This is a genomic window from Bradyrhizobium iriomotense (assembly GCF_018130765.1).
Lineage (GTDB): Bacteria > Pseudomonadota > Alphaproteobacteria > Rhizobiales > Xanthobacteraceae > Bradyrhizobium > Bradyrhizobium iriomotense_A.
In genome coordinates this window covers 96,984-121,623 of the sequence record NZ_JAFCJZ010000014.1, presented here as the reverse complement: position 1 = coordinate 121,623, position 24,640 = coordinate 96,984, and the positions used below count along the sequence as shown (strand labels likewise).

24 protein-coding genes are annotated in these 24,640 nt (G+C 64.8%); 7 read left to right on the top strand and 17 right to left on the bottom strand.

The annotated features are described in order from the left end of the window. Positions 1 to 46: 46 nt before the first annotated feature. Positions 47 to 175 carry a hypothetical protein gene (locus JQ635_RS39235; protein WP_283826897.1) on the top strand — a complete coding sequence of 43 codons (129 nt, stop codon included), beginning with the start codon at positions 47 to 49 and terminating at the stop codon, positions 173 to 175. A gap of 3 nt (positions 176 to 178) precedes the next feature. On the opposite strand, the gene JQ635_RS23660 is transcribed toward JQ635_RS39235, so the two are convergent. Then, a complete protein-coding gene (locus JQ635_RS23660; RefSeq protein ID WP_211412189.1) occupies positions 179 to 760 on the bottom strand; it encodes a TetR/AcrR family transcriptional regulator in 582 nt (193 codons plus the stop codon). Between the two features lie 87 nt (positions 761 to 847). Here JQ635_RS23660 and JQ635_RS23655 point away from each other — a divergent pair, with 87 nt between their 5' ends. The 3 genes from JQ635_RS23655 to JQ635_RS23645 all read left to right on the top strand — a co-directional run bounded on the left by JQ635_RS23655 (position 848) and on the right by JQ635_RS23645 (position 3,915). Continuing rightward, complete coding sequence (locus tag JQ635_RS23655; protein WP_211412188.1) at positions 848 to 1,588, top strand: crotonase/enoyl-CoA hydratase family protein; 741 nt, start codon at positions 848 to 850, stop codon at positions 1,586 to 1,588. Between the two features lie 68 nt (positions 1,589 to 1,656). After that, positions 1,657 to 2,292 (top strand): uracil phosphoribosyltransferase, encoded by a 636-nt coding sequence (gene upp, locus JQ635_RS23650; RefSeq protein WP_211412187.1) that lies wholly within the window; start codon positions 1,657 to 1,659, stop codon positions 2,290 to 2,292. A gap of 48 nt (positions 2,293 to 2,340) precedes the next feature. After that, on the top strand, positions 2,341 to 3,915 hold the full coding sequence (locus tag JQ635_RS23645; RefSeq protein WP_211412186.1) for an AMP-binding protein: 1,575 nt from the start codon (positions 2,341 to 2,343) through the stop codon (positions 3,913 to 3,915). A gap of 7 nt (positions 3,916 to 3,922) precedes the next feature. On the opposite strand, the gene JQ635_RS23640 is transcribed toward JQ635_RS23645, so the two are convergent. From JQ635_RS23640 to JQ635_RS23590, 11 genes are all read right to left on the bottom strand, one after another. Further along, positions 3,923 to 4,834 (bottom strand): flagellin, encoded by a 912-nt coding sequence (locus JQ635_RS23640; protein ID WP_211412185.1) that lies wholly within the window; start codon positions 4,832 to 4,834, stop codon positions 3,923 to 3,925. A 12-nt stretch (positions 4,835 to 4,846) separates the two neighbouring features. Next, positions 4,847 to 6,622 carry a flagellar hook-associated protein FlgK gene (flgK, locus tag JQ635_RS23635; protein ID WP_211412184.1) on the bottom strand — a complete coding sequence of 592 codons (1,776 nt, stop codon included), beginning with the start codon at positions 6,620 to 6,622 and terminating at the stop codon, positions 4,847 to 4,849. Positions 6,623 to 6,640: 18 nt separating this feature from the next. Further along, a complete protein-coding gene (locus JQ635_RS23630; protein ID WP_433996573.1) occupies positions 6,641 to 7,099 on the bottom strand; it encodes a flagellar protein FlgN in 459 nt (152 codons plus the stop codon). Positions 7,100 to 7,111: 12 nt separating this feature from the next. Further along, on the bottom strand, positions 7,112 to 7,372 hold the full coding sequence (locus JQ635_RS23625; protein WP_211412182.1) for a hypothetical protein: 261 nt from the start codon (positions 7,370 to 7,372) through the stop codon (positions 7,112 to 7,114). 3 nt (positions 7,373 to 7,375) lie between these two features. Next, positions 7,376 to 8,641 carry a flagellar hook protein FlgE gene (flgE, locus tag JQ635_RS23620; RefSeq protein ID WP_211412181.1) on the bottom strand — a complete coding sequence of 422 codons (1,266 nt, stop codon included), beginning with the start codon at positions 8,639 to 8,641 and terminating at the stop codon, positions 7,376 to 7,378. Between the two features lie 31 nt (positions 8,642 to 8,672). Continuing rightward, the gene (locus tag JQ635_RS23615) at positions 8,673 to 9,338 is read right to left on the bottom strand and encodes a flagellar hook assembly protein FlgD (RefSeq protein ID WP_211412180.1); all 666 of its coding nucleotides are present in this window, start codon (positions 9,336 to 9,338) and stop codon (positions 8,673 to 8,675) included. Positions 9,339 to 9,598: 260 nt separating this feature from the next. Continuing rightward, complete coding sequence (locus tag JQ635_RS23610; protein ID WP_211412179.1) at positions 9,599 to 9,871, bottom strand: hypothetical protein; 273 nt, start codon at positions 9,869 to 9,871, stop codon at positions 9,599 to 9,601. A gap of 162 nt (positions 9,872 to 10,033) precedes the next feature. Then, complete coding sequence (gene fliS, locus JQ635_RS23605) at positions 10,034 to 10,462, bottom strand: flagellar export chaperone FliS (protein WP_211412178.1); 429 nt, start codon at positions 10,460 to 10,462, stop codon at positions 10,034 to 10,036. Continuing rightward, complete coding sequence (fliD, locus tag JQ635_RS23600; RefSeq protein WP_211412177.1) at positions 10,462 to 12,144, bottom strand: flagellar filament capping protein FliD; 1,683 nt, start codon at positions 12,142 to 12,144, stop codon at positions 10,462 to 10,464. Before fliD ends, fliS begins: the two co-directional genes overlap by 1 nt. Positions 12,145 to 12,206: 62 nt before the next feature. Further along, positions 12,207 to 13,031, bottom strand: a complete 825-nt coding sequence (locus JQ635_RS23595; protein ID WP_211412176.1) for a flagellin — start codon at positions 13,029 to 13,031, stop codon at positions 12,207 to 12,209. 143 nt (positions 13,032 to 13,174) lie between these two features. Next, the gene (locus JQ635_RS23590) at positions 13,175 to 13,873 is read right to left on the bottom strand and encodes an RNA polymerase sigma factor (RefSeq protein WP_211412175.1); all 699 of its coding nucleotides are present in this window, start codon (positions 13,871 to 13,873) and stop codon (positions 13,175 to 13,177) included. A 513-nt stretch (positions 13,874 to 14,386) separates the two neighbouring features. On the opposite strand from JQ635_RS23590, the gene JQ635_RS23585 reads away from it, so the two are divergent. Genes JQ635_RS23585 through JQ635_RS23575 form a run of 3 tightly spaced genes read left to right on the top strand, consistent with a single transcriptional unit; the run spans position 14,387 to position 18,725 of the window. After that, positions 14,387 to 16,798, top strand: coding sequence for a hypothetical protein (locus JQ635_RS23585; protein WP_211412174.1), 2,412 nt, complete (start codon positions 14,387 to 14,389; stop codon positions 16,796 to 16,798). A 60-nt stretch (positions 16,799 to 16,858) separates the two neighbouring features. Continuing rightward, positions 16,859 to 18,175 (top strand): hypothetical protein, encoded by a 1,317-nt coding sequence (locus JQ635_RS23580; RefSeq protein ID WP_211412173.1) that lies wholly within the window; start codon positions 16,859 to 16,861, stop codon positions 18,173 to 18,175. A gap of 13 nt (positions 18,176 to 18,188) precedes the next feature. Beyond that, positions 18,189 to 18,725 (top strand): hypothetical protein, encoded by a 537-nt coding sequence (locus JQ635_RS23575; RefSeq protein WP_211412172.1) that lies wholly within the window; start codon positions 18,189 to 18,191, stop codon positions 18,723 to 18,725. A 1-nt stretch (position 18,726) separates the two neighbouring features. Here the strand turns inward: JQ635_RS23575 and JQ635_RS23570 are convergent, their stop codons facing one another. The 5 genes from JQ635_RS23570 to JQ635_RS23550 are packed head-to-tail and all read right to left on the bottom strand — an operon-like array spanning position 18,727 to position 24,619. After that, positions 18,727 to 19,977: an acetyl-CoA hydrolase/transferase family protein gene (locus JQ635_RS23570; RefSeq protein ID WP_211412171.1), complete on the bottom strand. Its 1,251-nt coding sequence runs from the start codon at positions 19,975 to 19,977 to the stop codon at positions 18,727 to 18,729. A gap of 7 nt (positions 19,978 to 19,984) precedes the next feature. Beyond that, positions 19,985 to 21,538, bottom strand: a complete 1,554-nt coding sequence (locus tag JQ635_RS23565) for a class I adenylate-forming enzyme family protein (RefSeq protein ID WP_211412170.1) — start codon at positions 21,536 to 21,538, stop codon at positions 19,985 to 19,987. A 21-nt stretch (positions 21,539 to 21,559) separates the two neighbouring features. Beyond that, complete coding sequence (locus tag JQ635_RS23560; protein WP_211412169.1) at positions 21,560 to 22,726, bottom strand: acyl-CoA dehydrogenase family protein; 1,167 nt, start codon at positions 22,724 to 22,726, stop codon at positions 21,560 to 21,562. A gap of 36 nt (positions 22,727 to 22,762) precedes the next feature. Further along, entirely contained in the window at positions 22,763 to 24,052 is a 1,290-nt protein-coding gene (locus tag JQ635_RS23555; protein ID WP_211412168.1) for a TRAP transporter large permease, read from the bottom strand. Positions 24,053 to 24,064: 12 nt separating this feature from the next. Next, positions 24,065 to 24,619 carry a TRAP transporter small permease gene (locus JQ635_RS23550; protein ID WP_211412167.1) on the bottom strand — a complete coding sequence of 185 codons (555 nt, stop codon included), beginning with the start codon at positions 24,617 to 24,619 and terminating at the stop codon, positions 24,065 to 24,067. Between the last annotated feature and the right edge of the window lie 21 nt (positions 24,620 to 24,640).

Below are 24,640 nucleotides of genomic sequence, written 5' to 3'. Positions count from 1 at the left end.
CTGCTCGGCATGCGCATTGGCGCGTCGACGGCATCGGACAAGTAGCATGCAGTTGCTCAAGGGACATCTCGAGCACGCGGTCGCCACGGCGATCCTGACCATGACGCTGAGCCTGGTCTGGGGCGCGGTCCTGATGATCGTGATCACGCTCATTGCGCGCGGGCTCGGGGTATAATTCTCACCTCTCCGCTTCCGCCTCGATCAGCCGCGCCAGTTCCGCCGCCGTGACCTCGATCGGCCGGCCGCTGCGCTCGACGCGGGCCTGGATCAGCGCCCCCTGAAGCGCCGACGTGCAAAGCACGGCAAGCGTCTCCGCCCGCGGCCTCGCAAACCCGTCCGCAATCAGCCTGTCGCGGAGAAGTGCGATCCGCGCCGCATAGGCCTTGCGGCCGGCCTCCGCGACCGCGCGCTCGCGCGGCGCCAGCTCGAGCAGCACGGTCGTGATCGGGCAGCCGTTGCGAAAGCCGGAGCCCTGCATCCATCCCGCCAGCAGCCGGGCATGGGCGCGCAAGAGCTCGCCGGTCGAACCGCACTCCTCCGCAAGCTTGGCAACGGTTTCCGCCACGCGGCGGCCGGCCTCCTCGACCGCCGCCACTGCGATCGAGGATTTTCCATCCGGAAAGTAATGATAGAGCGAGCCCTTCGGCGCGCCGCTGACATCGACGATGTCGTTGAGGCCGGTGCGGGAATATCCCTGGCGGCGGAATAGCGTCACTGCGGCATTGATGATGGGCTGACGGTGCTTTGGCACGGCCGGCATGACGCTCTCCTTCCAGTCAGAAATTATATTGATTGGTCTACATCAGCCTCCGACAGTCAAGGCATGACCAACGACAAGGAGAGGCAGATGCCCAGGGGAGTGACCTACGAGCTGAACGACGGCGTGGCGCGGATCGGGCTCGACGACGACAAGGTCAATGTGATGTCGGCCGCGATGCTCGGCGAGATCGGCGCCGCCTTCGACCGCGCCGAGAAGGAAGCCGGGATGGTGGTGCTGCGCTCGGCCCGGCCGGGCATCTTTTCCGCAGGCTTCGACCTGAAAGTGTTCGCCTCGGGCGATGCCGCCAAGAGCCTCGAGATGGTCCGGGCCGGCGCGGAGCTTGCGCTGCGGCTGATGGCGTTTCCGCATCCGACCGTCGGCGTGATGGAGGGCCATGCCTTTCCGATGGGGACCTTCCTGCTGCTCGCCTGCGACGTCAGGTTGGGCGCGCGGGGGCCGCACCGCATGGGTCTGAACGAGGTCGCGATCGGCATCGCGCCGCCGAGCTTCGCCATCGAGCTCGCGCGCAGCCGCCTGCATCCGGCCTGGCTCAGCCGCACCGCCACGCTGGGCGAGATGTATGAGCCCGACGATGCGCTGACAGCAGGCTTCCTCGATCGCGTGGTTGCGCCGGAGGCCATCGACAACACCCTCGGGGAGATCGTCGCGGCCTTGCGTGGGATCCACAAGCCGTCGCATGCAACCGCCAAGATGCGCCTGCGCCAGCCGGCCATGGACGCCATGCGGGCGGCGATCGACCGTGAATTGACCATGGCTGCCTATGAGGCAAGCAACCGGGCGCGCAGCGCGGTCGCGATGCCAGCCTGAGGCCCGTATCCCGCGGAAAAGGGGCGGCCGATCTGGCGCAATTTCACGGAACCGTGTAGAGCGGTTTCATGAGCACAAGCAGCGTCAACGTCGTCGCCCACCCCCTGGTCCAGCACAAGCTCTCCCTGATGCGGGAGAAGGACCGCTCGACCAAGAGCTTTCGCGAGATCCTGAACGAGATCGGGATGCTGCTCGGCTACGAGGTGACGCGCGACCTGCCGCTGGAGCTGGTCGAGATCGAGACACCGATTGCGGCCATGCAGGCGCCGAAGATCGCCGGCAAGAAGCTCACGCTGGCGCCGATCCTGCGCGCCGGCGTCGGCTTCCTCGACGGCATGCTGGCGCTGATGCCCTCGGCGCGCATCGCCCATATCGGGCTCTACCGCGACCCCGAAACATTGCAGGCCGTGGAATACTACTTCAAGGCGCCCCAGGACCTGTCCGACCGCACCGTGATCCTGATGGACCCGATGCTGGCGACGGGCAACTCGGCCTGCGCCGGTGCGTCCCTGCTCAAGGAGCGCGGCGCCCGCGACATCCGCTTCGTGTGCCTTCTGGCCGCGCCTGAGGGCATCGCGCGGTTCCAGAGCGAGCATCCCGACGTGCCGGTCTGGACCGCCGCGATCGACGAACGTCTCAACGACCACGGCTATATCGTGCCGGGCCTGGGCGATGCCGGCGACCGGATGTTCGGCACCAAGTAGACAGCCATCAAGTAGACAGGTTTGCGCGATCGGGTTACTCCGGTTGCCATGAGCGCCGACGACTTTTCGCTGCAATCGCTGGTCCAGGCCGAGGCAGCCGCCGATCCCGCCTTCGTTTTCGACGGCACGCCGGTCTCGCACGCGGAATTCCAGGGGAAGATCGTGCAGACCGCGGCCTGGCTTGCGGCCCAGGGCATCGGCAAGGGCGACGTCGTCGCGGTCTGGCTGATCAACCGGGTCGAATGGATCGCGCTGCTGTTCGCCGCCGCCCGCCTTGGCGCCGTCGTCGCCGCCGTCAACACACGCTACCGCAGCGCGGAAGTCGCGCATCTGCTGAAGGTGTCCGGCGCCAGGCTGATGGTGGTCGAGGCAACATTCCGCTCGATCGACTTTGCCGCCATTCTCGCCGACGTTGCCAAGGCCGAGGTGCCAGCGCTGCAAAAGCTTGCAGTTGTCGGCGCGGATGCGATCCCGGCACACTGGCCCTGTGTGCGGTTCGACGCGTTCGACAAGCCCTATCCACCTGCCCCGCCGACCCAGGACGATATCGACCTGCCCGTGCTGCTCTATACGACGTCGGGCACGACCAAGGGACCAAAACTCGTCGCGCATTCGCAGCGGACGCTGGCGAGCCACGCCGTCTCTGTCGCCAGGGCGCTCAAGCTCGATCCGCGGCGTCATTCGCTGCTGGCGATACTGCCGTTCTGCGGCACGTTCGGCATGACAAGCCTGCTCGGCTTCATCGCGGCGGGCGCGACCATCCATATGGTCGACGCCTTCGAGGCCGCGCCGGCGCTGAAGATCCTCGAAACGCAGAAGATCACCCATTCGTTCGGTTCGGACGAGATGTTTCGCCGCATCCTCGCCCTTACCGATGCACCGCGGCCGTTTCCGTATCTCGAACTCTGCGGTTTTGCCGCGTTCCAGCCCGGCTGGCGCGAGCTGGCTGCAGAGGCCGAGGCCCGCGGCCTGCCGCTGTTCGGCCTCTACGGCTCGAGCGAGGTGCAGGCGCTGTTCTCGATTGGCCGTGCCAGCGACGCCTTTGCCGATCGCATCGAGGGCGGCGGCTGGCCGATGTCGGCGGAGGCGAAGGTGCGCATCCGGGACACCGAGACAGGCGAGCTCGCGGCCCACGGCGTCTCCGGCGAGATCGAGATCAGCGCGCCGTCGCGCTTCCTCGGCTACTTCAACAACCCCGATGCGACCCATGACGCGATCACCGCCGACGGCTTCTTCCGCACCGGCGACATCGGCCGGCTGCGCGGCGACGGTGCCTTCGTCTACGAGACCCGCGCGGGTGACGCCATGCGACTCGGCGGTTTTCTCGTGGCACCCGGCGAGATCGAGGACGAGCTCAAGTCCTGCCCGGGAGTTGCCGATGCCCAGGTCGTCGCGGTCGATCTGAAGGGCCAGGCGCGCTGCGTCGCCTTCGTGATCCCGACGAAGCAGCCGCCGCAGCAGGAGGCGCTGACCGCGCGACTGCGGGACAGGCTGGCTGGCTACAAGGTGCCGGCGCGGATCTATCTCGTCGACGCCTTCCCCGTCACCGACAGCGCCAATGGCGTCAAGATCCAGCGCGCCCGGCTTCGCACCATGGCGATGGAGCGCATCGCCGCCGAATGAGCCCGACCTATTTCAGGTAGCTTGCGAGGTTCAGACTCAGGATCTTGCCAAGCGCCGAATAGGACGCGGTGAGCTGCGTCTGGTAGGTCGAAAGCTGCGCCGTGATCGCCGCAACGTCGACGCTGGTGAGGTCGTTCGACAGCGTCTCGGCATAGCTCTTGTAGTCAGTCTGGCGGGTGCTCGCGGTCTCGATCGAGGACGCCGCGCTGGAGAGCTTTGCCTGCACCGCCGCGGTGTCATCGAGGGCCGTGCTGGCGAGATCGAGCGCGCTGGTGATGTCCGAGGACGACAGCGTGGTGCTGTTGGCCACGAACTTCAGCACACGCATCACCTCCTCGAATGCCGAATTGTCGGCGGTGACACCGTAGGACACGGTCTCGTCGGCCGCGACCCGCACCGATGCGATCTCACTGTCGCCATTGTAGTAGCTGGTGTCGGCCGTGGTCGTCGAGCCGGTACCGGACGAGAAGCTGGTGAGATCGACCGGCGCCGTCGCCGTCTTGCCGCCGGCGAAGACATACTGGCCGTCATATTGCGTATTCATCAGCGAGCCCATCTGCTCCAGCATCTGCTGGGCGGAGCTGATCACCGAATTCACTTCGGTCGAGCTCCCCGTCGAGGCGGCGCTGAGCTGGGAGCGGAGCTGGGTGAGGATGTCGGTGACCGAGCCGACTGCCGAATACATCACCTGGACCTTGCTGTCGGCGAGCGTCGCGGCATCGATATAGGACTGCGCGCGCGTCACGGAGACCTGGAGATTGACGACGTGCTGCGCGTCCGAGCCGTAGCCGCCGAAATCGGTCGAGACGACGCCCGAGGATTCCTGGATCTGCTTGTTGGCCATCACCGACTCCACCCGCATCGCGTCGGCGATCATCCTGTTCGACTGGGCGAAGGTGGCCACCCTCATCGCGACCATAGGCGTGCCCTCTTACGTCGACTGCACGGCGGTGAGCAGCGCCGAGTACATGGAGTTGATGGCCTGGATCAGCGCCGACGCGGCCGAATATTTGTTCTGGAGCGTGCTCAGATTGGCCGATTCTTCGTCGAGGTTGACGCCGGACTGCGACGACAGCGAATTCGCATAGGTCGACTGCGCGGTCTCCTTGGCGGTGTAGTCCGTCGACGCCTGCGAGGTCTTGCTCGAGACGTCGGACACGATGGCCGAGGCGTAGTCGGCCAGCGATCCCGTGGTGGCGGCAAGGCCGCCGGTCGACGCAAAGGTCCGCGAGTCCGTCAGGGCATCGTAGAAGGCATTGATCACGCTGGCGGAGCCCGACGACAGCACCGTGCTGCCGACCGTCAGGGTCGACGACGAATCCAGCGTCGCGAGCTGCAGCTCGTTGGTTCCGGACAGGATCTTGCTGTTGACTGCGATGTCCGAAGCGCCCGTTCCCGTCACGAGGTCATTGAGGCCAAAATACTCGGAAAATCCCTCGCCCGAGCTCCCGACCGCGCTCGTCATCTCGTTGATGGCGACGCCGTTGCCGGAGCCGGTCGCGGTGATCGAGAGATGGCCGTCCGCATCGACCGACGCGGATAGGCCCGAGATACCGTTGATGGCGCTGACGAGGTCGCCAACCGTCGAATACGATGACAGGTCGAGATCGCTGTAGGAGACCAGATTGCCGCTCTGGTCGGTGACGGCAAGGCGCACCGTGCCGGTGGCGGACAGCGCCGTGCTGCTGGTGACCGCGGTCGTGCCGGTCAGGCTCGTCGGCGCCGGCACCGAGGAGGCGCTGTTCGAGACGCTGTTCATCGCCGACGCCAGTTGCTGAGCAAGCTGGTCGAGCTGTGATTGTGCATCCGGCAGCGTGTCGTCACGGAGCGTGATCAGCGCACCGATGTCGCCGCCGGTGATCTGGGAGGTGATGTCGACGCCGTTCACCGTGATCGCGCTGAAACCGCTCGACGAGGAGCCGGCCGTATAGGTCGTCGACGCCGTCACATTGGCCGCGGCGGTGTAGCTGATCGTGTGCGCGGAAGAGTCCACCAGCGCCTGGCCTGACGTGGTGTAGATCTGGAGATCGCCGTTCGACGCCGTGAAATAGCTGATGTTCATCTTCGAGGCGAGGTCCTGGAGCGCGGTGTTGCGCTGGTCCTCCAGGTCCGCGGTGGACTGCCCGGTCGCAGCCGTCTGCTTGATCTGGGCGTTCAAATCCGCGATCTGCTGCAGGTCCGTATTGACGTTGTCGATCGAGGACGCGATGTCCTGGTCGGCGTCGGAGCGCAGCTTCTGGATCCCGCTCGAGGTCTCCCGCAACTGGCTTGCAACGTCGTCGAGCGCGCTGACGACGTTGGATTGCAGCGAGGCGCTGCTCGGCGTGCTCGCCAGCGACGACAGCGCCGATTCCAGCGATGCAATGCTGTTGGCGAGCGAGGTCCCGGACGAGGAATCGTCACTGCTGCTGATCGAGCCGTAGAGCTTCTGAAGCGACGTCAGATAAGTATTGGTGGTGTCGGCCGCGCCGAGGTCGGAATCCGAGCCGACCAGCGACTTCAGCAGCAGCTTGTCGACCGTCGAGGTAATGCCCGTCACCGTGACGCCGGTGCCGACACCGTTGGTGACGCTGCTCGACTGGTTGGCGGCCTTCTTGGTATAGCCCGTCGTGTCGGCGTTCGAGATGTTCGACGACGTCACGCTGATCTGAACGGACGTCGCCGACAGCCCGCTGAAAGCAATCGATCGTGCGATATCGAGTGACACGGTGGGCCCCCGGAACCGTCAGGCGCTGCGGCTGGTGCCGCTGGAAACGGCGCGGGCCGCGGCGACGCGGCCGGACGCGCCATAGGGCGACACTGCCGCGATCTGCTCGCGGATCGCCTGCATGACCGCCTCGATCCGGCGGTTGCTGGCCTCGATCGCCGCGCGCAGGCGCACCAGATTCTCGTCCATCGCCGCACGCAGCTTCAGGATCTTGTCCATCAGCTGTTCGCGCAGGATCCGGTCGCGCACGTGCAGGCTGGTCGTGCCCGCCGCGCATTCGGCAACGATCCGCTCGAACATCTCCGCCAGCCGGTTCTTCTCGTCGACCTGCTTCAGGCGCGAGGCCGGCAGGCCTTTGGCGAGTTCGGCATTCTCCTCGGCGACAAGCGCTGTCAGCGTGTCGATCAGTGTGATCAGCGACTTGATCCTGACATCACCATTCGCAGCATTCGTCATCTTGGCTTGAGCTACACTCATGGTCATCGCCTTCTAATTATGCCGTTTGCCGCGCTGGACTTGCGAGTTGCGCAAGTAGGCGCCGATTGCGGTCGCCCTGACAGTTGCCTGCCTCATCTCGCCCTCGATCTCCGCGCATTCCCGCAGCAGACCGCGACGTGTCGTTTCGACGTCGTCGAGCAGCGCAAGGAGCTGCTTACGGTCGCTACTCCTGACGGTCGCAACCCGCGCCAGGAGCCGCTGCATCCGACGCAGCAGCGCTTCGCCAGCCGCGCCTGCCTTTTCACCGGGCATCGCTCACCTCATCGCCGAGATCAGGGTGTCGTACATCTTGTTGACGGTGGAGATGACCTGGGACGCGGCGGAATAGGCCTGCTGCGCCGAGATCATGCTCGAGAACTGGCTGGAGGTATCGGTGGTCGAGGATTCCAGCTCGCTGCCGTAGATGGTGCCTGCGCCGTTCTCGCCGGAGGCCTGTAGCGAGGCGTTGCCCGACGTCACGGTCGCCGAGTAAAGACCGTCGCTGGCGGCGGCAAGTCCGTTGGGATCGGCGAAGGTCGCCACGGCGATCTTGTAGATCGCGATGGTCTCGCCGTTCGAATAGGTCGCGTCGACCACGCCGTTCTTGCCGATCGAGATGCTCGACAGCTTGCCGTAGGACAGGCCGTCCGAATCGATGCTGGTGACGTTGACCGAGGGCGTGGTCTCGCCGGACGCATATTGCGTCAAACCGTCCGTCCCGCCGGCGGTGCCGAGATCCATGGTGATCGTGCTGTCGGCCGCGCCGTCGGTCCAGCCCGTGATCGAGACGGTCGCAGGGTCCGGACTGGTGCTGGCAAGCGAGCCGTCGCTGTTGAAAGTGATGTCGATCGTGCCCGACGCCGTGCCTGTCGCGGTTGTGGTGTCCGACGACGATGTCGGATTGGCGAAACTCGCGCTCCAGGCGTTGGTGCCGGTCTTGGTCCAGGTGATCTGCATCGTATTTGCAGCACCGAGAGAGTCATACACCGTCATCGAGCTGGTATAGGTGTCGCCGGTGGCGGCATCCGATGGCAGGTTGGCCGCGATCGTGGTCTTGGTGGTGGCGCTGCCGCTGGTCGAGGCGACCTGGGTGTTGATGGCCTCGAGATTGCTCGCCGACTCGCTGCCGACGACATTGCCGTCCGCATCGGTGCGCCAACCCTCGAGGTAGCTGCCGTTGTTCTCGAGATAGCCGGCATTGTTGATCGTGAAGGCGCCGTTGCGGGTGTAGGACGTGATGCCGCCGGACGCGGCACTGGTCACCACGAAGAAGCCGGAGCCCTGGATTGCGACGTCGGTGGCATTGGAGGTCGCGGCGAGCAGGCCCTGCTGGGTGATGTTGGAGCGGCCCGAGACGGTGACGCCGCCCGATGCGTAAGAGGTGGTGTTGCTCGACGCCGTCACGAGCGCGTCGAACATCGCCGACGTCGTCTTGTAACCCGTCGTGCTCGAATTGGCGATGTTGTCGCTGATCATCGACAGGGACTGGCTCTGGGCACTGAGCGCCGAGATCGCCGAGGACAATGCACCGGTGAGACTCATGATGAAACTCCGAGGAAATCGGGACGCAGGATCAGGACGTGACGCCGAGAATGTTCGCAGCGCTGACGGCGACGCCGTTCACCGTGAGCGAAGGCGTGGATGTCGAGGTGTCGATACCGGTCACCGTGCCGGTGACGGTCGTGTAGTTGAGGACCGAGTTGCCGGCGCTATCAGTCGCGGTCACCGAGATGGTGTACTTGCTGCCGTCGGTGAGCTGATTGCCGCTGGAGTCCTTGCCGTCCCAGGTGAAGCTGTTGGAGCCGGAATTGCCCGTGCCGGTGCCGGTGTAGACGACGTTGCCGGAGGAATCGGAGATGCTGATCGAGACGCTCGAAGCGGTCGAGGACAGCGAGTAGCCGTAGGTCGCCGAGCCGTTGCTCAGGGTCGCCGTGTCGGACTTCGCTTCGACATTGTGGCCGATGTAGTTGACCGAGTTCAGCGTGACGAGACTGGAGAACGAACTGGACAGCGAGCTGAGACTGCTATTGATCGACTGCTGCTGATTGTAGTTCGAATAGGACATCAGCTGATTGGTGAGATCGGTGGTCGAGGTCGCGTCCAGCGGATTCTGGTTCTGGAGTTCGCTGACCAGAATGCTGAGGAACTCGCTCGACGTCAGCGACGAACTCGATGACGTGCTCGACGACGATGTCGTCGTGCTTGCGGTCGTTGTGGAACTCACGGCGGAAACGGTCATCAGAAACTCCGCTCTCTTGCGGCCCGCGACCCGATGTCGGTCGCGACGCTTGAAATCTGTCTGCTGATGAAACGCGTGGGCGCGCCGATTCAGGCGAGGATTCACGCGCGTGAAAATGGCTTTCGACACGGCAAAATCTGCCGTGTGAGCGGATTAGAAAAGCAATGAGTTCAAGGTGATTTGCAGCGTCGGTGACGCCGCGCTCCCTCGCCCCGCTTGCAGGGAGAGGCGGAGAAGGAATTCTAATCGAGGGAAGCCGCTCAGCTCTCCGCCGTCTCGCCTTCCGTGCGCGGCTCGGCGGTGTCGCTCTTCATTTTCGCAGCAGCAGCGACGATGCGGTCAGCGAGGCCCGCTGGCGCCCGGACGCTAGGTGCTGCGAGCGCCTGGCGCAACGCGCGCGCTTCGTCCAGCAGGGCCTGCGCGGCGGAGGATTGCGCCAGCAGCGCTTCGGCGGACACGCGCCGGTCGTCGGGCCAGAGGGAGAGATCCTCGCCCAGCCGGTCGATCAGTTCCTCAAACTCGGTGACGTCCATCGCCCGCCGATCCCGCCTCGGTCAGGCCCGTCATAAAGCATTGCAGGCGCGCCGGAAACCGGATTTCAGCGGCCCCGGGCGCCAAAAGCGCTCGCGGCACTACGGAAAGCGGTGGAAACGGTGGATCACCCTGCCCTCCCCGCGTCGCGGAAGATCAGGTTTTCAGCCCTTGCGGGCCGAATCGGCCGGCGCCGGCTTGCCGCTCCGCACGGTCGCATCGACGAATTCCCAGGCCTCCCGCAGCTCGGTGAGCCCGGCGATGATGCGGCCGAAATTTTGGCGGGCATGCGGACGGCCATAGGCCTTGAGGCTCGCCAGGATCATCGCGTTGTAGGTCTGGAACAGCCGCTCCGCCACGTCACCGCCCCTGGTGAAATCGAGGTTGTGGCTGAGGCCACGCAGGATCGCGGTCGCCTTCATCAGGTAGTCGTGCCCTTCCTCGAAGCGCCGTGCCTCCTGGGCGGCCAGCGATTTCTGCAGGAACGTGATCGTGCCGCCAAGCAGCATCGAGACCGCCTTGAGCGGCGGCACGGTCGTTGCCGTTCCCCGATAGGCCTGGTTGGCCATGTACGCCATCGGATTATGCATCATCAATCACTCGAGCTGGAATTGAGCAGGGCCTTGAGATAGTCGAGCGTGCTGTTCGCACTCTCGATCGCGGCCTGGTACTTCGCGTATTGCGTCTGAAGCTGCGACTGCAGCGTCGAGGCCGCGCTGTTGATGTCGTCGACCTTCTGCTGAAGCTCGTCGTCGCGGTTCGTCAGGCTGGTGATCTGCGTTTGCAGCGCGCCCGTCGAGGACGAATAGTTCTTCGCGATCCGATAGATCTGCGATGCGATCCCGGTGGTCGAGGTCACCGTGATCGACTGCGAGGTCGAGCCGCTATAGGTGAAGGCCATGCCGGCATAGATCGAGCCGGACGCGCCGATGATCGTGGTGCCGCTGACCGTGAACAGCGAGGAATCGCCGCCGACCGAGGCCGAGGTGAGGTTGCCGTCGGAATCGACGGTGAGATCCAGGGTGAAGGATTGCGGCGACGTCCCGGTGTTGACGACGCTGAGCTGGCTCGATGAGGTCGTGGTCTGCGCCGACAGCAGCTTGGTGACGCCGCTCAGATTGGTGCTCAGGATATCCGACAGCGTCGAGGTATCGAGCTCGAGCTCGTTGTTCTCGTTGAAGGACAGGCCGAGATCGGCCATGGTCATGCCGCCCACGGTGCTGTTCAGCGCGTTCTGCAGCGCATCCATGATGTTGCGCATGGTTCCGTCGCCGAACAGGACCGCACTCGAATCCGCCGTGCCGTCGGTCGCGGTCGCCTGCTGGGCAATGACCTCGTCGCGAAAGGCGTTGTAGTTGGTGACGAACGTCTCCAGCGCCGATTCGATCTGGCTGGTATCGGTCTCGATGCTGATGTTCAGCGAGGTTCCGTCCGGCGTCGCCTGGAGCAGGCTGAAGGTCACCCCGCTCAGGACGTCGGAGATGTCGTTGGTATCGCGGGTCATCGAGATGCCGTCGAGCGTGAACTCGGCCGACTGCGCCTCCTGGATGACGTTGGTGAAGCCGCCCGAGCTGTCGGTCACGCCGAGCTCGCTCATGATGTCGTCGCCGGACGTACTGGAATAGGTGATATCAGCCGCATCCTCGGTGCCGGTCAGCACCATCTGGTACGACGTGCTGGACACCTGCACGATGGAAGCCTGGACATTGGTCGTCGAGGTCTGGGCATTGATGGCGTCGACGACGTCCTGCAGCGACATCGTGCTGGTGACGGTGATGTCGGACGTAGCACCGCCCGAAAGGCCGATGGAAAACGTGCCGGAATAGCCGAGCTCGTCGGTCTGGCTCGATTGCGCGGTGCCGGAAACCTTGTGTGCGGTCGCGAGCTGACTGATCGTCAGCGTATGGTCGCCGGTCGCAGCCCCGTTCTTGATCGTCATGGAGAGCGCGGAGGAGGCGCTCACATCCCCGGTCGAGCTGATGCTCGCCGCGCGCGTCGCGAACGCGCTGCTGGAGAGCGAGTTGACCACCGCGGTCGACAGCGACGACAGGCCCGAATACAGCGTCTGCAGATCGGTCTGCAGCGTCTGGTAGGCCGAGATCTTGGCCTCGTTGCTCGTGATCGTGGTCGAGATCGTATCCGCCTGCGCGGTTTTCGCGTCGACGGCGGACTGGATCAGCGCGGACCAGTCGATGCTGCTCGAATTGGTCGTCCCGCTCGTGGTGACGGTGACGCCGGAGCTTGTGCTGCTGCCGGTTGAACTGACGCTGGTCACTTTGCCTGACTATCCCCTGGCAGGGAGCGGGCCGGCGTCACGCCGGCCCGCCCGGATCATCATCAGCCCAGCAGCTTGAGCAGGTACTGCGGCATCTGGTTCGCCGCGGCCAGAGCCGAGACGGCGGCCTGGGTCTTCACTTCCGCGGAAGACAGCTTGGACTGCTCGGCCGCGATATCGACGTCCTTGATCGCCGAATTCGCGGACTGCAGGTTCTGGGTCTGGGTCGAGATCGAGTCGGCACTGAAGTTGAAGCGCGATTCCTGGGCGCCGATGCTGGCGCGGGCGGCCGAGACCGTGTCGATCGCGGTATCGAGCGCCGTCAGCGCCGAGGTCGCATCCGACAGCGTGCTGACGTCGAGCGAGGATACCCCGAGCGACGAGGCCTTGAGGCTGGTCAGCGTGATCGTGATGGTGTCCGAGCCGGACGAGCCGACCAACACCGAGACGCCGGAGGCGAACACGCTGGAGCCGTCGAGCAGGCTCTGGCTGGAATAGCGGGTGCCGGAGGCGATCGAGTCGATTTCGCTCGTGAGCTGCGTGAATTCCGAGTTGATGTAGGCGCGGCTGGAGTCGGTCGTGGTGCCCGAAGCGGACTCGGAGGCCAGCGACTTCATGCGGGCGAGAATGTCGGAGATGTTGGAGGCGCCGCCGTCGGCGGTCTGGAGGATCGCGGTCGCCTGCGAGGCGTTGGTCGCAGCCTGCTGCAGCGTGGTGACGTCCGAGGAGATGCGGGTCGAGATCGCAAGGCCGGCAGCGTCGTCGGACGCGGAGGTGATGCGCGAACCGCTCGACAGTTTCGAGAGCGAGCTGGTTTCCTGCGACGAATTGATGTTGAGGTAGCGGACCGCAGCGTTGGCGGCGGTATTGGTATTGATTGCGGGCATTGGAAGCTCCTGTGCTGATGGGCAAGCGTGCCGCATCGTTGAAATCGACTTACGACGACGCGGACCGCAGCCCCGTCCGTTCGCTCAAACGGCGGAGCGCAGAGAGATCAGGCGCGAAAATTTTTGCGGGGCGAATTTTATGGTTAGCAGTCGGTAAACGCTGTGCGGATGTCGCGCTCGTGCTTGCGCAGGAGCTGGCGCAGCTGCCGGCGACCGCGCTTGAGCAGCGACTCCACCGCGGCGACCGTCGTGTCCATCACCTGGGCGATCTCGCCGTTGCTCATGTTCTCGTGGTATGAGAAAATCACCGCGATGCGCTGCTGCTCGGGCAATCGCTGCATCGCGAGCTCCAGCATGTCGTTCAGCTCGTTGCGCTCGATGATCTCGACGGCGCCGGGCTGACCGTCGGCGACTTCCGGCACCGTCTCGACATTCTCGTTGCGCGGCTTGCGCCTGATGTCGATGCAGCGGTTGGAGATGACGCGGTAGAGCCAGGTCGAGAATTTGGCGCGGCCGTGCTGCCATCGGCCGCGATGGCTCCAGACCTTGAGCATCGTGTCCTGCACCACGTCCTCGGCGTCCGCCGCATTGCCGACGATGCGGAGGGCAATCGCATAGGCGCGGTCGATGTGACGCTCGACCAGCATGCGGAACGCCGCCTCGTCGTCGGCAGCGAGCCTGTCCAGGAGTTCGCTGTCCTCGTCGAAGACGACATCGTCGGCAACGGGCGCGCTGTCCGGCGCGAGCGGCACCGACGGCGCGACCTGCACGATCGCATCGACCGGCGCCGTCGTCGTGATCTCGGCCTCGGCGGGAGCCCAGACATCAGCAGCGTAACTCATCCCGCAACCTCCAACCCGCAATGCCGGAGGCGCACATGCCACACGGCTTCCAGGCGTTGAACGGGCCACCAAAACAATCCAGGCGGAGAATTTTTGTTATTTTTCAAGATGTTAGCCGGTCGTTTTTGCCGAGTGTCGGGCAATAATTGCCGACTGCGCGATCATCTCGCGCGTCACATCTGCAATCATCACATCGTCTCGCGCCATGGCGGATCGTCCATCCTGAACAGATGTCGTGGAGAGAAAACGCTGACATTACGCGGCACTAGGCGATCGAACGCGACACGCGCACAGCGCATGAAGACGCGATTGTTTCCGAGTGTGAACGAACGCGAGACGACTTCCGCACTCGGCAATTTTTTCCGAATCACCTTTTTCGAACCTAGCGATTTTTTTGAATCTGTCAGTCGCGGCGAATGCGATTTTGAATCGCGCGTGAACTTTTTTCGCGCGCGTGGCGCCTGACTCGTCAAATGCGCGCGTTAATCGTCCTGGTGGACGGGGAATTGCAGCATGACGATCGCAACGACCGGCGCAGCGCGCCGCGCCCAAATTGTTTCTGCTTGGTCGTTCGATGTTTTCGATACATTTCTGCTTCGCGCCTGCACGACGCCGGATGGCGTATTTGAAAGGACTTACGAGCTCTCCGGCATTTCAAGAACTTGTCCGAATGTTTCCGTCAGTTTCGTTCAGCATCGAATCCAGGCCGAATCGCGTGCACGCAAGGCCGCAAGGGAGAAGCGCGGCGCGGTCGAAGTTCACATCGAGGACATCTATTCGCTCTTTCCGTTCAATCTGTTCGGTCTCACGCGCCGCGACCTGAGCCACCTCGTCGAATCGGAATTCGCGGCCGAGCTCGAGCTCTGCCGCGTCAATCCGGACATGCTTCGGCAATATTCGGAAATGAAGCGTGCAGGCCACCGCGTCGGATTCATCTCCGACACCTATTGGGATTCCGACCGGCTGGCGCGGCTGCTGCGCACCTGCAGTCCCGGCCTGACGTGGGACTTTCTCTACGCCTCCTGCGACCATGGCAGCGGCAAGAACGAAGCGCTGTTCGCGAAGTACCTGACCGAGCAGGGTGTCGACGCCTACGCCTCCTTCCATATCGGCGACAATGAGAACGCCGACATCAAGGGCGCGCGACGTCACGGCATCCGGCCGCGCTACTATCCCCAGGCCTCGCGGGAATTGGCTTCGAAGCTGCAACGTGAAACCGCGCTGTTCGAGCTGCTGTGCCCGGGCGCCCCTTCGCGGCTCGATCACGGTTCGCGCACGTTGCGACGCATGATGGTCGCACGAAGCGCCGAGAAGTCCCCGGCCTTTCACCTTGGCGCGACGGTGCTCGGTCCGGTGATGACCGCCTTCGACGCCTTCATCGCCGGGCGCTGCGAGCAGATCGCAGGGCCCGGCCGGCGGGTGGCTCTCGGCTTTCTCGGCCGTGACGGCTTTCTGTCGCACCGGATCTGGCAGGATCTGCACGGTGCTGCTCCCTATCTCGAGATCAACCGCCGCGTCAGCCTGATGGCCTCGGCCGACACGATGCAGCCACTCGTCGACTTCCTGCCCAAGATAGCAAAGTTCGACGCGCCGACCTTCCGCGACATGGTCAAGGTCCTGCCGCCCAAAGTCGCGGCGTTCTTCGCGAGATCGCCCGACGGTATCGTGACCGGCCAGCAACTCGCCGAGGCGCTGTCCGCCCTGATGGAGACCAGCGAGCTTCTCGAGCTCGCCAAAATCCTGCGTGCGCGGCTGCTCGCCTATCTGCGCCACACGATACCCGACTTCGACGATTGTACCGACCTCGTGCTTGCCGACCTCGGCTATTCCGGCAGCGTGCAGAAAGCTCTCCGGCGGGTCTTCGACCTCGAAGGAATCAAGATCCGCCTCCATGGCGCCTATCTCATCTCCCTCGATGATTCCTTCGACGATCTCGCCGAGGAGGACAGCGCGACAGGTTTCATCTCCGATCTCGTGATCACGCCTCACGTCAAGCGCATGCTTGTGCGCAACGTCGCGCTGCTGGAGCAGGCCTGCTGTTCCGCCGATGGTTCGGTGCGCGACTATGACGGCGGCCAGGTCCTGCGCGAGGTCAACCCGCATTCCGCCGACCAGATCGCGCTGGCCGCCGAAATCCAGGCCGGTGCACTCGCCTTCGCGGCAGGCGCCGGGGACATCGCACGGGACTTTTCTCTGAGCCCTTATGCGGCGCCCGACGTCGCTGCACGCTGGAGCGCCGCGACGCTGGCGCGGCTGTTGCTGCTGCCCGATGACGACGAGCTGGCGCTGCTCGGCGGCTTGCAACACGACGTCAATCTCGGCACCCAGGCGCTGGCGCCGATGCTCGACCGCGATTTCGTCCGCAATCAGATCACCGCGCGCGGCCTCTCGGCGGCCTGCACGTCGGCCGGGCCGCCGATGTGGCTCGCAGGCAGCTTCGCGCTGATGTCACCGTCCTACGCCTATCTCTATACGCTGTTCGGCGCCAACCGCCTGCCCGCCGACGTCTTTGAAGAGAGCCCCTGCGGCATGGTTCAGGTCGGATTGTTTCGCACTAATGGCGAGGCGACGCTGGAATCGGTCGCGGTGCACCGGACCGGGCTCGGAGAGCTGCGCGTGCGCATTCCGGTCTCGCGCGCCATGGGCATCGCCATGCTGGCGCTTCCGCTGCCGAAATTCGCGGCCGAGGGCCTCCTGCATGGCGTCACCATGCAATCCGCCGGCGAGATCCGCGAGGCCGCCGCAAGTCAGGACGTCATTGCCGTTGCGGCCGAGAGCCTGGTCTATGCCGGCGTGCAGCGGAACGGCGCGCATTATCGCGCCGAGAGCGAGGACGGCTGCCTGCTGATCCCGATGGCGCCGATGACGCAGGAGATCGCGATCTATTCCGTCGCGATCACCCCGCTCGGCGCGGGCACCAAATAGTGCGCCTGATCGCGCCGCCCCGGACGTTGAAGTCCAAGGCTGGAGCGAGGGGGCACGGAATTGACGGACGGGACGCACGAAAACCTTGATCGGCTGCTGCAATCCGGCGGTGTCAGGCTCGGCCGGGCCCAGCACGACCGCCTGGGCTGGCTGATCGAGCAGTACGGTGTGCCGACCCTCGATGTCGGCGAGGGCCGCCGGGCGGGCGTCATCATCCTCAAGGAGCCACTGAGCGGCGCGGCGGCCGAACTGCTCTACCGCTCGCTCACGCCCGGCTGCGCCATCGTCATTCCCACAAGCGAGAATCCCGGCTTCGATTTCCTCAAATCCAAGCTGACTGAATTCGGCACCGTCGGCCCCTGCGGCGCGGACGGCCCGCATGAGATGTGGTGGGGCGGCATCGGCTGGTCGAAATTCCTCACGGCCGCCGATGCGTCCACGGTCCGCCCGCGGATCGTCTCCTGCTATCCACGCGGGGGCGATGCGACCGCGGCCTTCGCGCTCCGGCACTCGCTCGAGCGCTTCGACCTCGCCTGCCACATCGAGCCGATCGAAACCCAGCTCGGCGACCGCATCCTCTGCTTCGAGAAGGCGGAGTTCATGACGCGGATGTGGAACAAATATCGCGAGCCGCTGCTGTTCGTCGAGGCCGGCGCGGTGTTGCGCGAGGCACCGCTGCTGCCGTCGTTCCTCGGCTGCGACGTCGCCCTGCACAAGTGGAATCGCTGGGAGATGTCGGCGCGCACGCTCTATCTCGGCCGCACCCCGCGCGCCGAGATGCTGCTCCGCGCCTGGCAGCAGCTCGCCGCATCCTATCCTGCGATCTGGGAGGGCTATCTGCTCGACCAGGCCTGGAGCCTGACCTCGTCACAGGGACCGCTCGACACCGTCTGGCTCCCCCGCTCCTATCATTCGCTGAAAGGTGACCTCGGCGCCACGCGCGCCACGATCCTGCATGACCAGCAGACCACAACACTGGAGCTTGGTCCCGATCCCGGCTTTGCCGGCATCGCACGCGCAGCCCGCCGGGCCGGCCGCACCGGCTCCCGCGACGCCTTCATGGTGATGACGTCGAAAGCCGAGACCGGCAACGGCATCGCCGTGATCCTGCGCGATGTCTCGGCCAGCGACGCGGGCGCGGTGGCTGCCACCGTCGAAGCCGTGACCGGCGCCTATGCCGCCGATTGCGGCGGCTACGGCCGGCTGGAGCTGTCGCTCTGCGCCTGGCAGGACGACGTCGGCGCCGCGCGCGAAGCCGCCGCCCTTGCGCGCTACCGCATCCTGGAGATCGCGCCGGGACAGCGCATCGCCAACGATTTCTTCGCGACCCACGCTTCCGATCAAGCGGTCATGACTGCCCGCCATCTCTTCCCCTGACGGATATCAGACGATGCTCAAGACCATCATCCTGCTCACCGATACCGTGCAACAGCAGCAGCCGCTGGCCAATTTGCTCCGCGAGCACAATCGCGATCTCGCCTTCTGCTCGGCGCTGCGCGCAGCGGACCTCAGCGCGATCGAAGCGGACGTGTTGAGCGGGGCTCGCCTGGTGTCATTTGCCGCCGATGTTGCCGTCCCCGAGAAATTCCTGCTCCGGCTCGGCTATGGCGCCTACAAGTTCTACGTCGCGCCAACGCAATATCCGGGTCTGCCGCCGGCGCCCGACGAGAGCGACGAGGATCCACGCTGCTATTCGGTCATCGCGCAGTCGATGACGATCTGGCCGGATTTCAAGAAGGTGGTTGGCCTCGAGACCGTGACCATCCCTGACGGCACCGTTCCTGCCGAGCGCGAGCGGCTGGTGTTCTCCCGCCTCGCGCACCTGTTCTGGCAGATGTCGGGCATGATCGCCGGAGAGACGACGGATATCCCTGCAATCATCGGGTCCGGCGAGGGCCAGCGCCCGACGCTTGCGATGATGAACTGAGCTAGCCGGCGGACCTGCGAACTTGCGCTGACAGCGCGTCGCGGTGCTCTGGCGCCGCGATCGCGATCAAGCGGCGCGCACGCTCGGCAAGGCCGCAGCCGCGCAGCTCCGCAACGCCCCATTCGGTAACGATGACGTCGACATCGGCGCGGGGCGTCGTCACCGTCTCGACATTGGCGACGATCCGGCTGCTCCCGTCCGACGCCGTCGCCGGCAGCGCGATGATCGCCCTGCCCCCGGGTGACGCGTTGGCGCCGCGCACGAAATCGAGCTGCCCGCCGATCGCGCCGACCGCAACGCCATTCAGCGTCTCGGAATTGACGCTGCCGTCGAGCCCGACCTGAAGCGCCGAGTTGATCGCAACCAGCCGATCGATCCGCGCCAGCACGCCCTGGCCGTGCGTGTAGCACGTCGGCCGCACCGCAACCGCCTTGTTCTCGTGCACGAAGCGGTAGAGCCGCCGGGTCCCGATCACCTGGTTGGTGACCGTGATCCCCGCATCGATGCCCTTCTGCGCATTCGTCACCGCACCGCGCTCGATCAGATCGACGACGGCATCGTTGATCAAGCCTGAATGGATGCCGAGATCGCGCGCATGGGACAACGACGACAGGATCGCGTCCGGAATGCGGCCGACGCCGAACTGAAGCGTGCTACCGTCGGCGATCAGGCTTGCGGCATGCCCCGCAATTCGACGCGAGACATCGTCGAGCGGTGTTGAGGCCAGTTCGACCGGTGGACGGCGGGCCGGCACGCCCTGGTGGATCGGCACATCCTCAGGCCATTCTGCTCCGAACGTGAATGGGGCATCTGGATTGATCTCCGCGATGACGAGGCGGGCCCCGCGCGCGGCATCGATGACATAGTCGTTAGAGAGGCTGGCACTGAGCCTTCCGTCATCGGCCTCCGCCAGTTGCACCAGGACGACGTCCGCCCTGTGGCGCCGCGTGGCGAAATCGGCACAGAAGGCGCTGTAGTTGCTTGGGATCACATCGAGCCGCCCGGCCTTCGCGAGCCGCCGCGCATTGCCGATCACGCCATAGCTCTGGAACGACACGTTGGGAGCGCTTGCTGCGGAAAACGTCTCCGAGAACACCGGCCCGATCATCATGCGAAACGGCGGAAGTTGCGCCGCCTGCGCCATTAGCGCTTCGGTCAGGGTGACCGGCTCCGCCGTCGCCTGCCCGCACACCACAAGATCGCCGTCCCGGATCAAACCGGCAAAATCGATCAGCGGCGGGCCCCCGGACATTGCCGCCTCAGCCCATCGGCGTCAGGCGCGCGGAGGCCTCGCCGAGCAGCGTGCGCAACTCCGTCTTCACGATCTTGCCGTAGCTGTTCTTGGGCAATTCGGCCGTGAGGTAATAGTGCTTGGGCCGCTTGAAACGCGCGATCCAGGCATTGCACATCTGGTCGAGCTCATCGCGCGTGACTGCCCTGCCCGCGACGGGAACGACAACCGCCACCACCTCCTCGCCCCATTCCGGATGCGGCCGGCCGATCACCGAGACCTCGGCGACAGCCTCATGCCGCAGCAGCACCTCCTCGACCTCGCGCGGATAGATATTGGTGCCGCCGGAGATGATCACGTCCTTGGACCGGTCCTTCAGCGTCAGGAAGCCATCGGCATCGAAGGCGCCCATGTCGCCGGTGTAGAGCCAGCCGTCGCGCAGCGTATTCCCTGTGGCGTCCGGGTTCTGCCAATAGCCGGACATCACGGTATCGCCACGCACGATAATTTCGCCGATCTCGTCAGGCGCAACGTCGCGCCCGGCTTCGTCCACGGTGCGGACCTGCACGACGCCTTGCGCGATGCCGACCGAGGCAAGACGCTGCTCATGGCGGGGATGCCCGGCGTCGACATGCATGCTCTTCGGCAAATACGTGATGGTCATCGGGCTCTCGCCCTGACCATAGATTTGCGCCAGCTTCGGCCCGAATACGCCGAGCGCCGCTTTGCAGTCGGCGACGTACATCGGGCCGCCGCCATAGATGATGGTCTTCAGCCCAGGCGCGGTTGCGCCGGCCGCTTCCGCTGCCACCGTCAGGCGCCGCACCATGGTCGGGGCAGCGAAGAAGGAAATGTTGTCGCGCTTTGCCGTCAGCTCCAAAATCTCGTCCGGCTCGAAGCGGCCGCTCTCGGGAATGATCTGCGCGCCCATGCCGAGCACGTGCGGAACCATGTAAAGACCGGAGCCGTGCGACATCGGCGCGGCGTGCAGCAGCGACTCGCCTGGCACCACCGGATTGATCTCGGCGAGATAGTTCAGCGACATCGCGAGCAGATTGCGATGGCTCAGCACCGCGCCCTTGGGCCGGCCGGTGGTGCCGCTGGTGTAGAAGATCCAGGCAGGATCGGTGATGGCAACATCGGCGATGGCGATGCCATCGGCCTTTTCTAGCGCGCGATGTTCGGCCGATCCGATCTCGATCACGCGCGGCTTGGCCGTGCCGAGTACCAGAGCTTCCGAGGCGACGCTCGCCATGTCCTCGGTCACGAACACGACCGCAGCCCCCGAGTTTTCGAGAATGAACGCGACCTCACGCGGATGCAGTTTTGCATTGATGGGAACGGCGACCAGACCTGCATGCCAGCAGGCGTAGAGGCAGGCGACATAGTCAGGCACGTTCTTCATCAGCAGCGCAACGCGGTCGCCCTTGGCAAGGCCGAAGCGTTGCTGCAACGAAGCGGCCAGCGAGGCCACCGTCGCGGCAAGCCGGCCGTAATCGGCAACCGGCGTCAGCCCCTTGAGCAAGGCCGGCGCGGACGGGTCGGCCTTGGCGGCACGCAGGAGATGGTGAGCGAGGTTCATGGCGATCCTCCGCGCCCCAGCCTAGTACGACTTGGCGAGGCCCAGCACCTTTTCCGCAATAAAACTGAGCGCGAGCTGCGGGCTGACCGGCGCGATGCGTGGGATCAGCACTTCGCGCAAATAGCGCTCAACGTGGAATTCCTTGGCGTAACCGAAGCCGCCATGGGTCATCACCGCCTGCTCGCAGGCATGGTAGCCGGCTTCGCCTGCGAAATACTTCGCGGCGTTCGCGCCGGCGCCACAGGGCAAGCCCTTGTCATATTGCCAGGCCGCCTGCATCACCATCAGCCAGGCCGCCTCGAGCTCGACCCAGTTCACCGCGAGCGGATGCTGGATGCCTTGATTTTTGCCGATCGGACGATTGAACACCACGCGCGTCTTGGCGTATTCGGTCGCGCGCGATAGCGCCAGCTTGCCGAGGCCGACCGCTTCCGCCGCGATCAGGATGCGCTCGGGGTTCATGCCTTCAAGGATGTACTGGAAGCCTTTGCCCTCTTCGCCGATGCGGTCCTCCATCGGAATTTCAAAGTCCTCGAAGAACAACTCGTTGGAATCGACGATCTTGCGGCCCATCTTCTCGATCTCGTGGACCTTGATCCTGTTGCGGTCGAAATCGGTATAGAACAGGCTGAGCCCGTGCGTCGGCGAACGCACCTCCTCCAGCGGCGTAGTGCGCGCCAGCAGGAGGATCTTGTGTGCGACCTGCGCGGTCGAGATCCAAACCTTCTGGCCGTTGACGATGTAGCGGTCGTTCTTGGCGACCGCGCGGGTCTTGAGCTGGGTGGTGTTGAGGCCGGTGTTGGGCTCGGTGACGGCGAAGCAGGCCTTCTCGCGGCCCTCCACCATCGGCGGCAGCATGCGCTTGCGCTGCTCCTCGGTGCCGAACACGACCACGGGATTGAGCCCGAACACGTTGATATGCACCGCGGAGGCGCCTGACATGCCGGCACCAGATTCCGCGATGGTGCGCATCATCATCGCGGCTTCGGTAATGCCGAGCCCGGAGCCGCCATATTCTTCCGGCACGCAGATGCCGAGCCAACCGGCGTCGGCCAGCGCCTTGTGGAAGTCATGCGGGAAGCCGCCGTCATGGTCCTTCTTCAGCCAATAGGCATCGGGAAAGTCTTCGCAGATTTTTGCGATGGCATCGCGAATGGCTTCCTGCTGATCGGTGAGCGCGAAATCCATGGTCTTGATCTCCTTCTTGGGAGCCGGGCTCCGATCCTAGCGCCCCATCTGCGAGGGCAGCCAGAGGATGATAGACGGAAACGCCACCAAAATCGCGATCGCAATCAGGTGCGCGATGAAGTGCGGGAAGGTGCCGTGGAACACTTCCGCCACCGGCCGCTTGGCGTAACGGGCGACGATGAAGCAGTTCAGCCCGACCGGCGGCGTGATCATGCCGACCTCGGCGGTGACGATCTTGATCACACCGAACCAGATCGGGTCGAAGCCGAGCGTCTTGATCAGCGGCAGCACGATCGGCACGGTCAAGACCAGGATCGCGATCTGGTCCATGAACGAGCCGAGCACGATATAGCCGCACAGGATCAGCGTGATGATCACCCAGCGCGAGGCCGGCAAGGACCCGATCCAGGCGACGAGGTCCTGCGTGACGTGGGTGAGCGTGAAGAAGTAGCCGAAGATCGAGGCGCCGACCAGGATCATGATGATCATGCAGGTGCCGTGGCTGGCGCGCAGCAGCGTTCTGTAGAGCGATGACGGCGTGATCTTGCCCTTGACGATCGCGAGCAGGAACGCGCCGAACGCACCAAACGCCGAGGCTTCCGTCGGTGTGGCGACGCCGAGATAGATCGTGCCCGTCACGATCGAGAACAGCACCACCATCGGCGAGACCTGCCACAGCAGCGCGAATTTTTCGCGCCACGGCACGGATTTCGCGGCCGGCGCGCGCGAAGGATCCTGCCAGACCAGGAAATAGATCGTGGCCATGATGGTGATGGTGACGAGGATCGCGGGGATGATGCCGCTGATCAGGAGTTTTCCGATGTTCACTTCGGCCAGCAGGCCGAAGATGACGAGCGCGACGCTGGTCGGCAGCAACATCGACAGCGTGCCCGAGATCGCCACGACGCCCGCAGCCATCTTCGGCTCGTAACCCTGGCGGATCATCGCGGGCAGGCTGGTCGAGGATAGCGTCGCGGCGGAGGCGGTCGAGGTGCCGCAGATCGCGCCGAAGCCGGCGCCGGCGAGCGCGGTCGCCATGCCAAGGCCGCCGGGAATGCGGCCGACCCAGGCCGACGCCGTCTTGAACAGATCATCCGCGACGCCGGAGAGCAGCACGAGATCCGCCATCAGCAGGAACATCGGAATGGTGATCAGCTCGTAGGAGGAGACGGTCGAGAGCGGCGCGGTCTGCAAAATGCCGAACAGGGTGGACCATCCGCCAACCATCACGAGGCCAACCGAGCCGGCAAAGGCCATGGCGAAACCGACGGGCGTGCCGAGCGCGAGCAGGCCGAACAGCAGGGCGAGAACGATGAAGGGTGTCATGGATATCGCCCGTTACTCGAAGCTTCGTGCCTCACCGACGCCGGTGACCGGCGGCAGCGGATAGAGATCGCGCCCACTGAGGAGGCTCAGCACGTTGCCGACGAGCTGAAGCGCAAGCCGCAGCACCAGCACACCGCAGCCGAACGGCACCAGCGCCGCGGAGATCCAGGTCGGCCAGGCGATCGCGCCGGCCAGCACATCGTGCTGCTCGTAATTCTCCAGCGCACGCTCGAATCCGACCTTACAGATCAGGACGAAGACGAACAGGCCGGCCAGCGCGGTGATGATTTCGGACAGCCGCCGTCCCGCCGGCGAGAACCGGGAGAGCAGAATATCGACGCCGACGTGCGCATGCTCGCGCAAGCCGTCGGACAGCGTGAAGAAGAACACGCCGGCCAACAGATAGAGCCCGATCAGATCATAGGTAAAGGCGAACGGACTGTTCAGCACGTAACGCATGAACACGTCGGTCACCACCAGCAGCATGATGACGAACAGGAACACCACCGCGATCACCGTCAGCGCGCGCTCCAGCGCGCCGAGCACATCTCCTGCCCGCTTGATCACCTCTGGCGCCTCCTTCTCTCT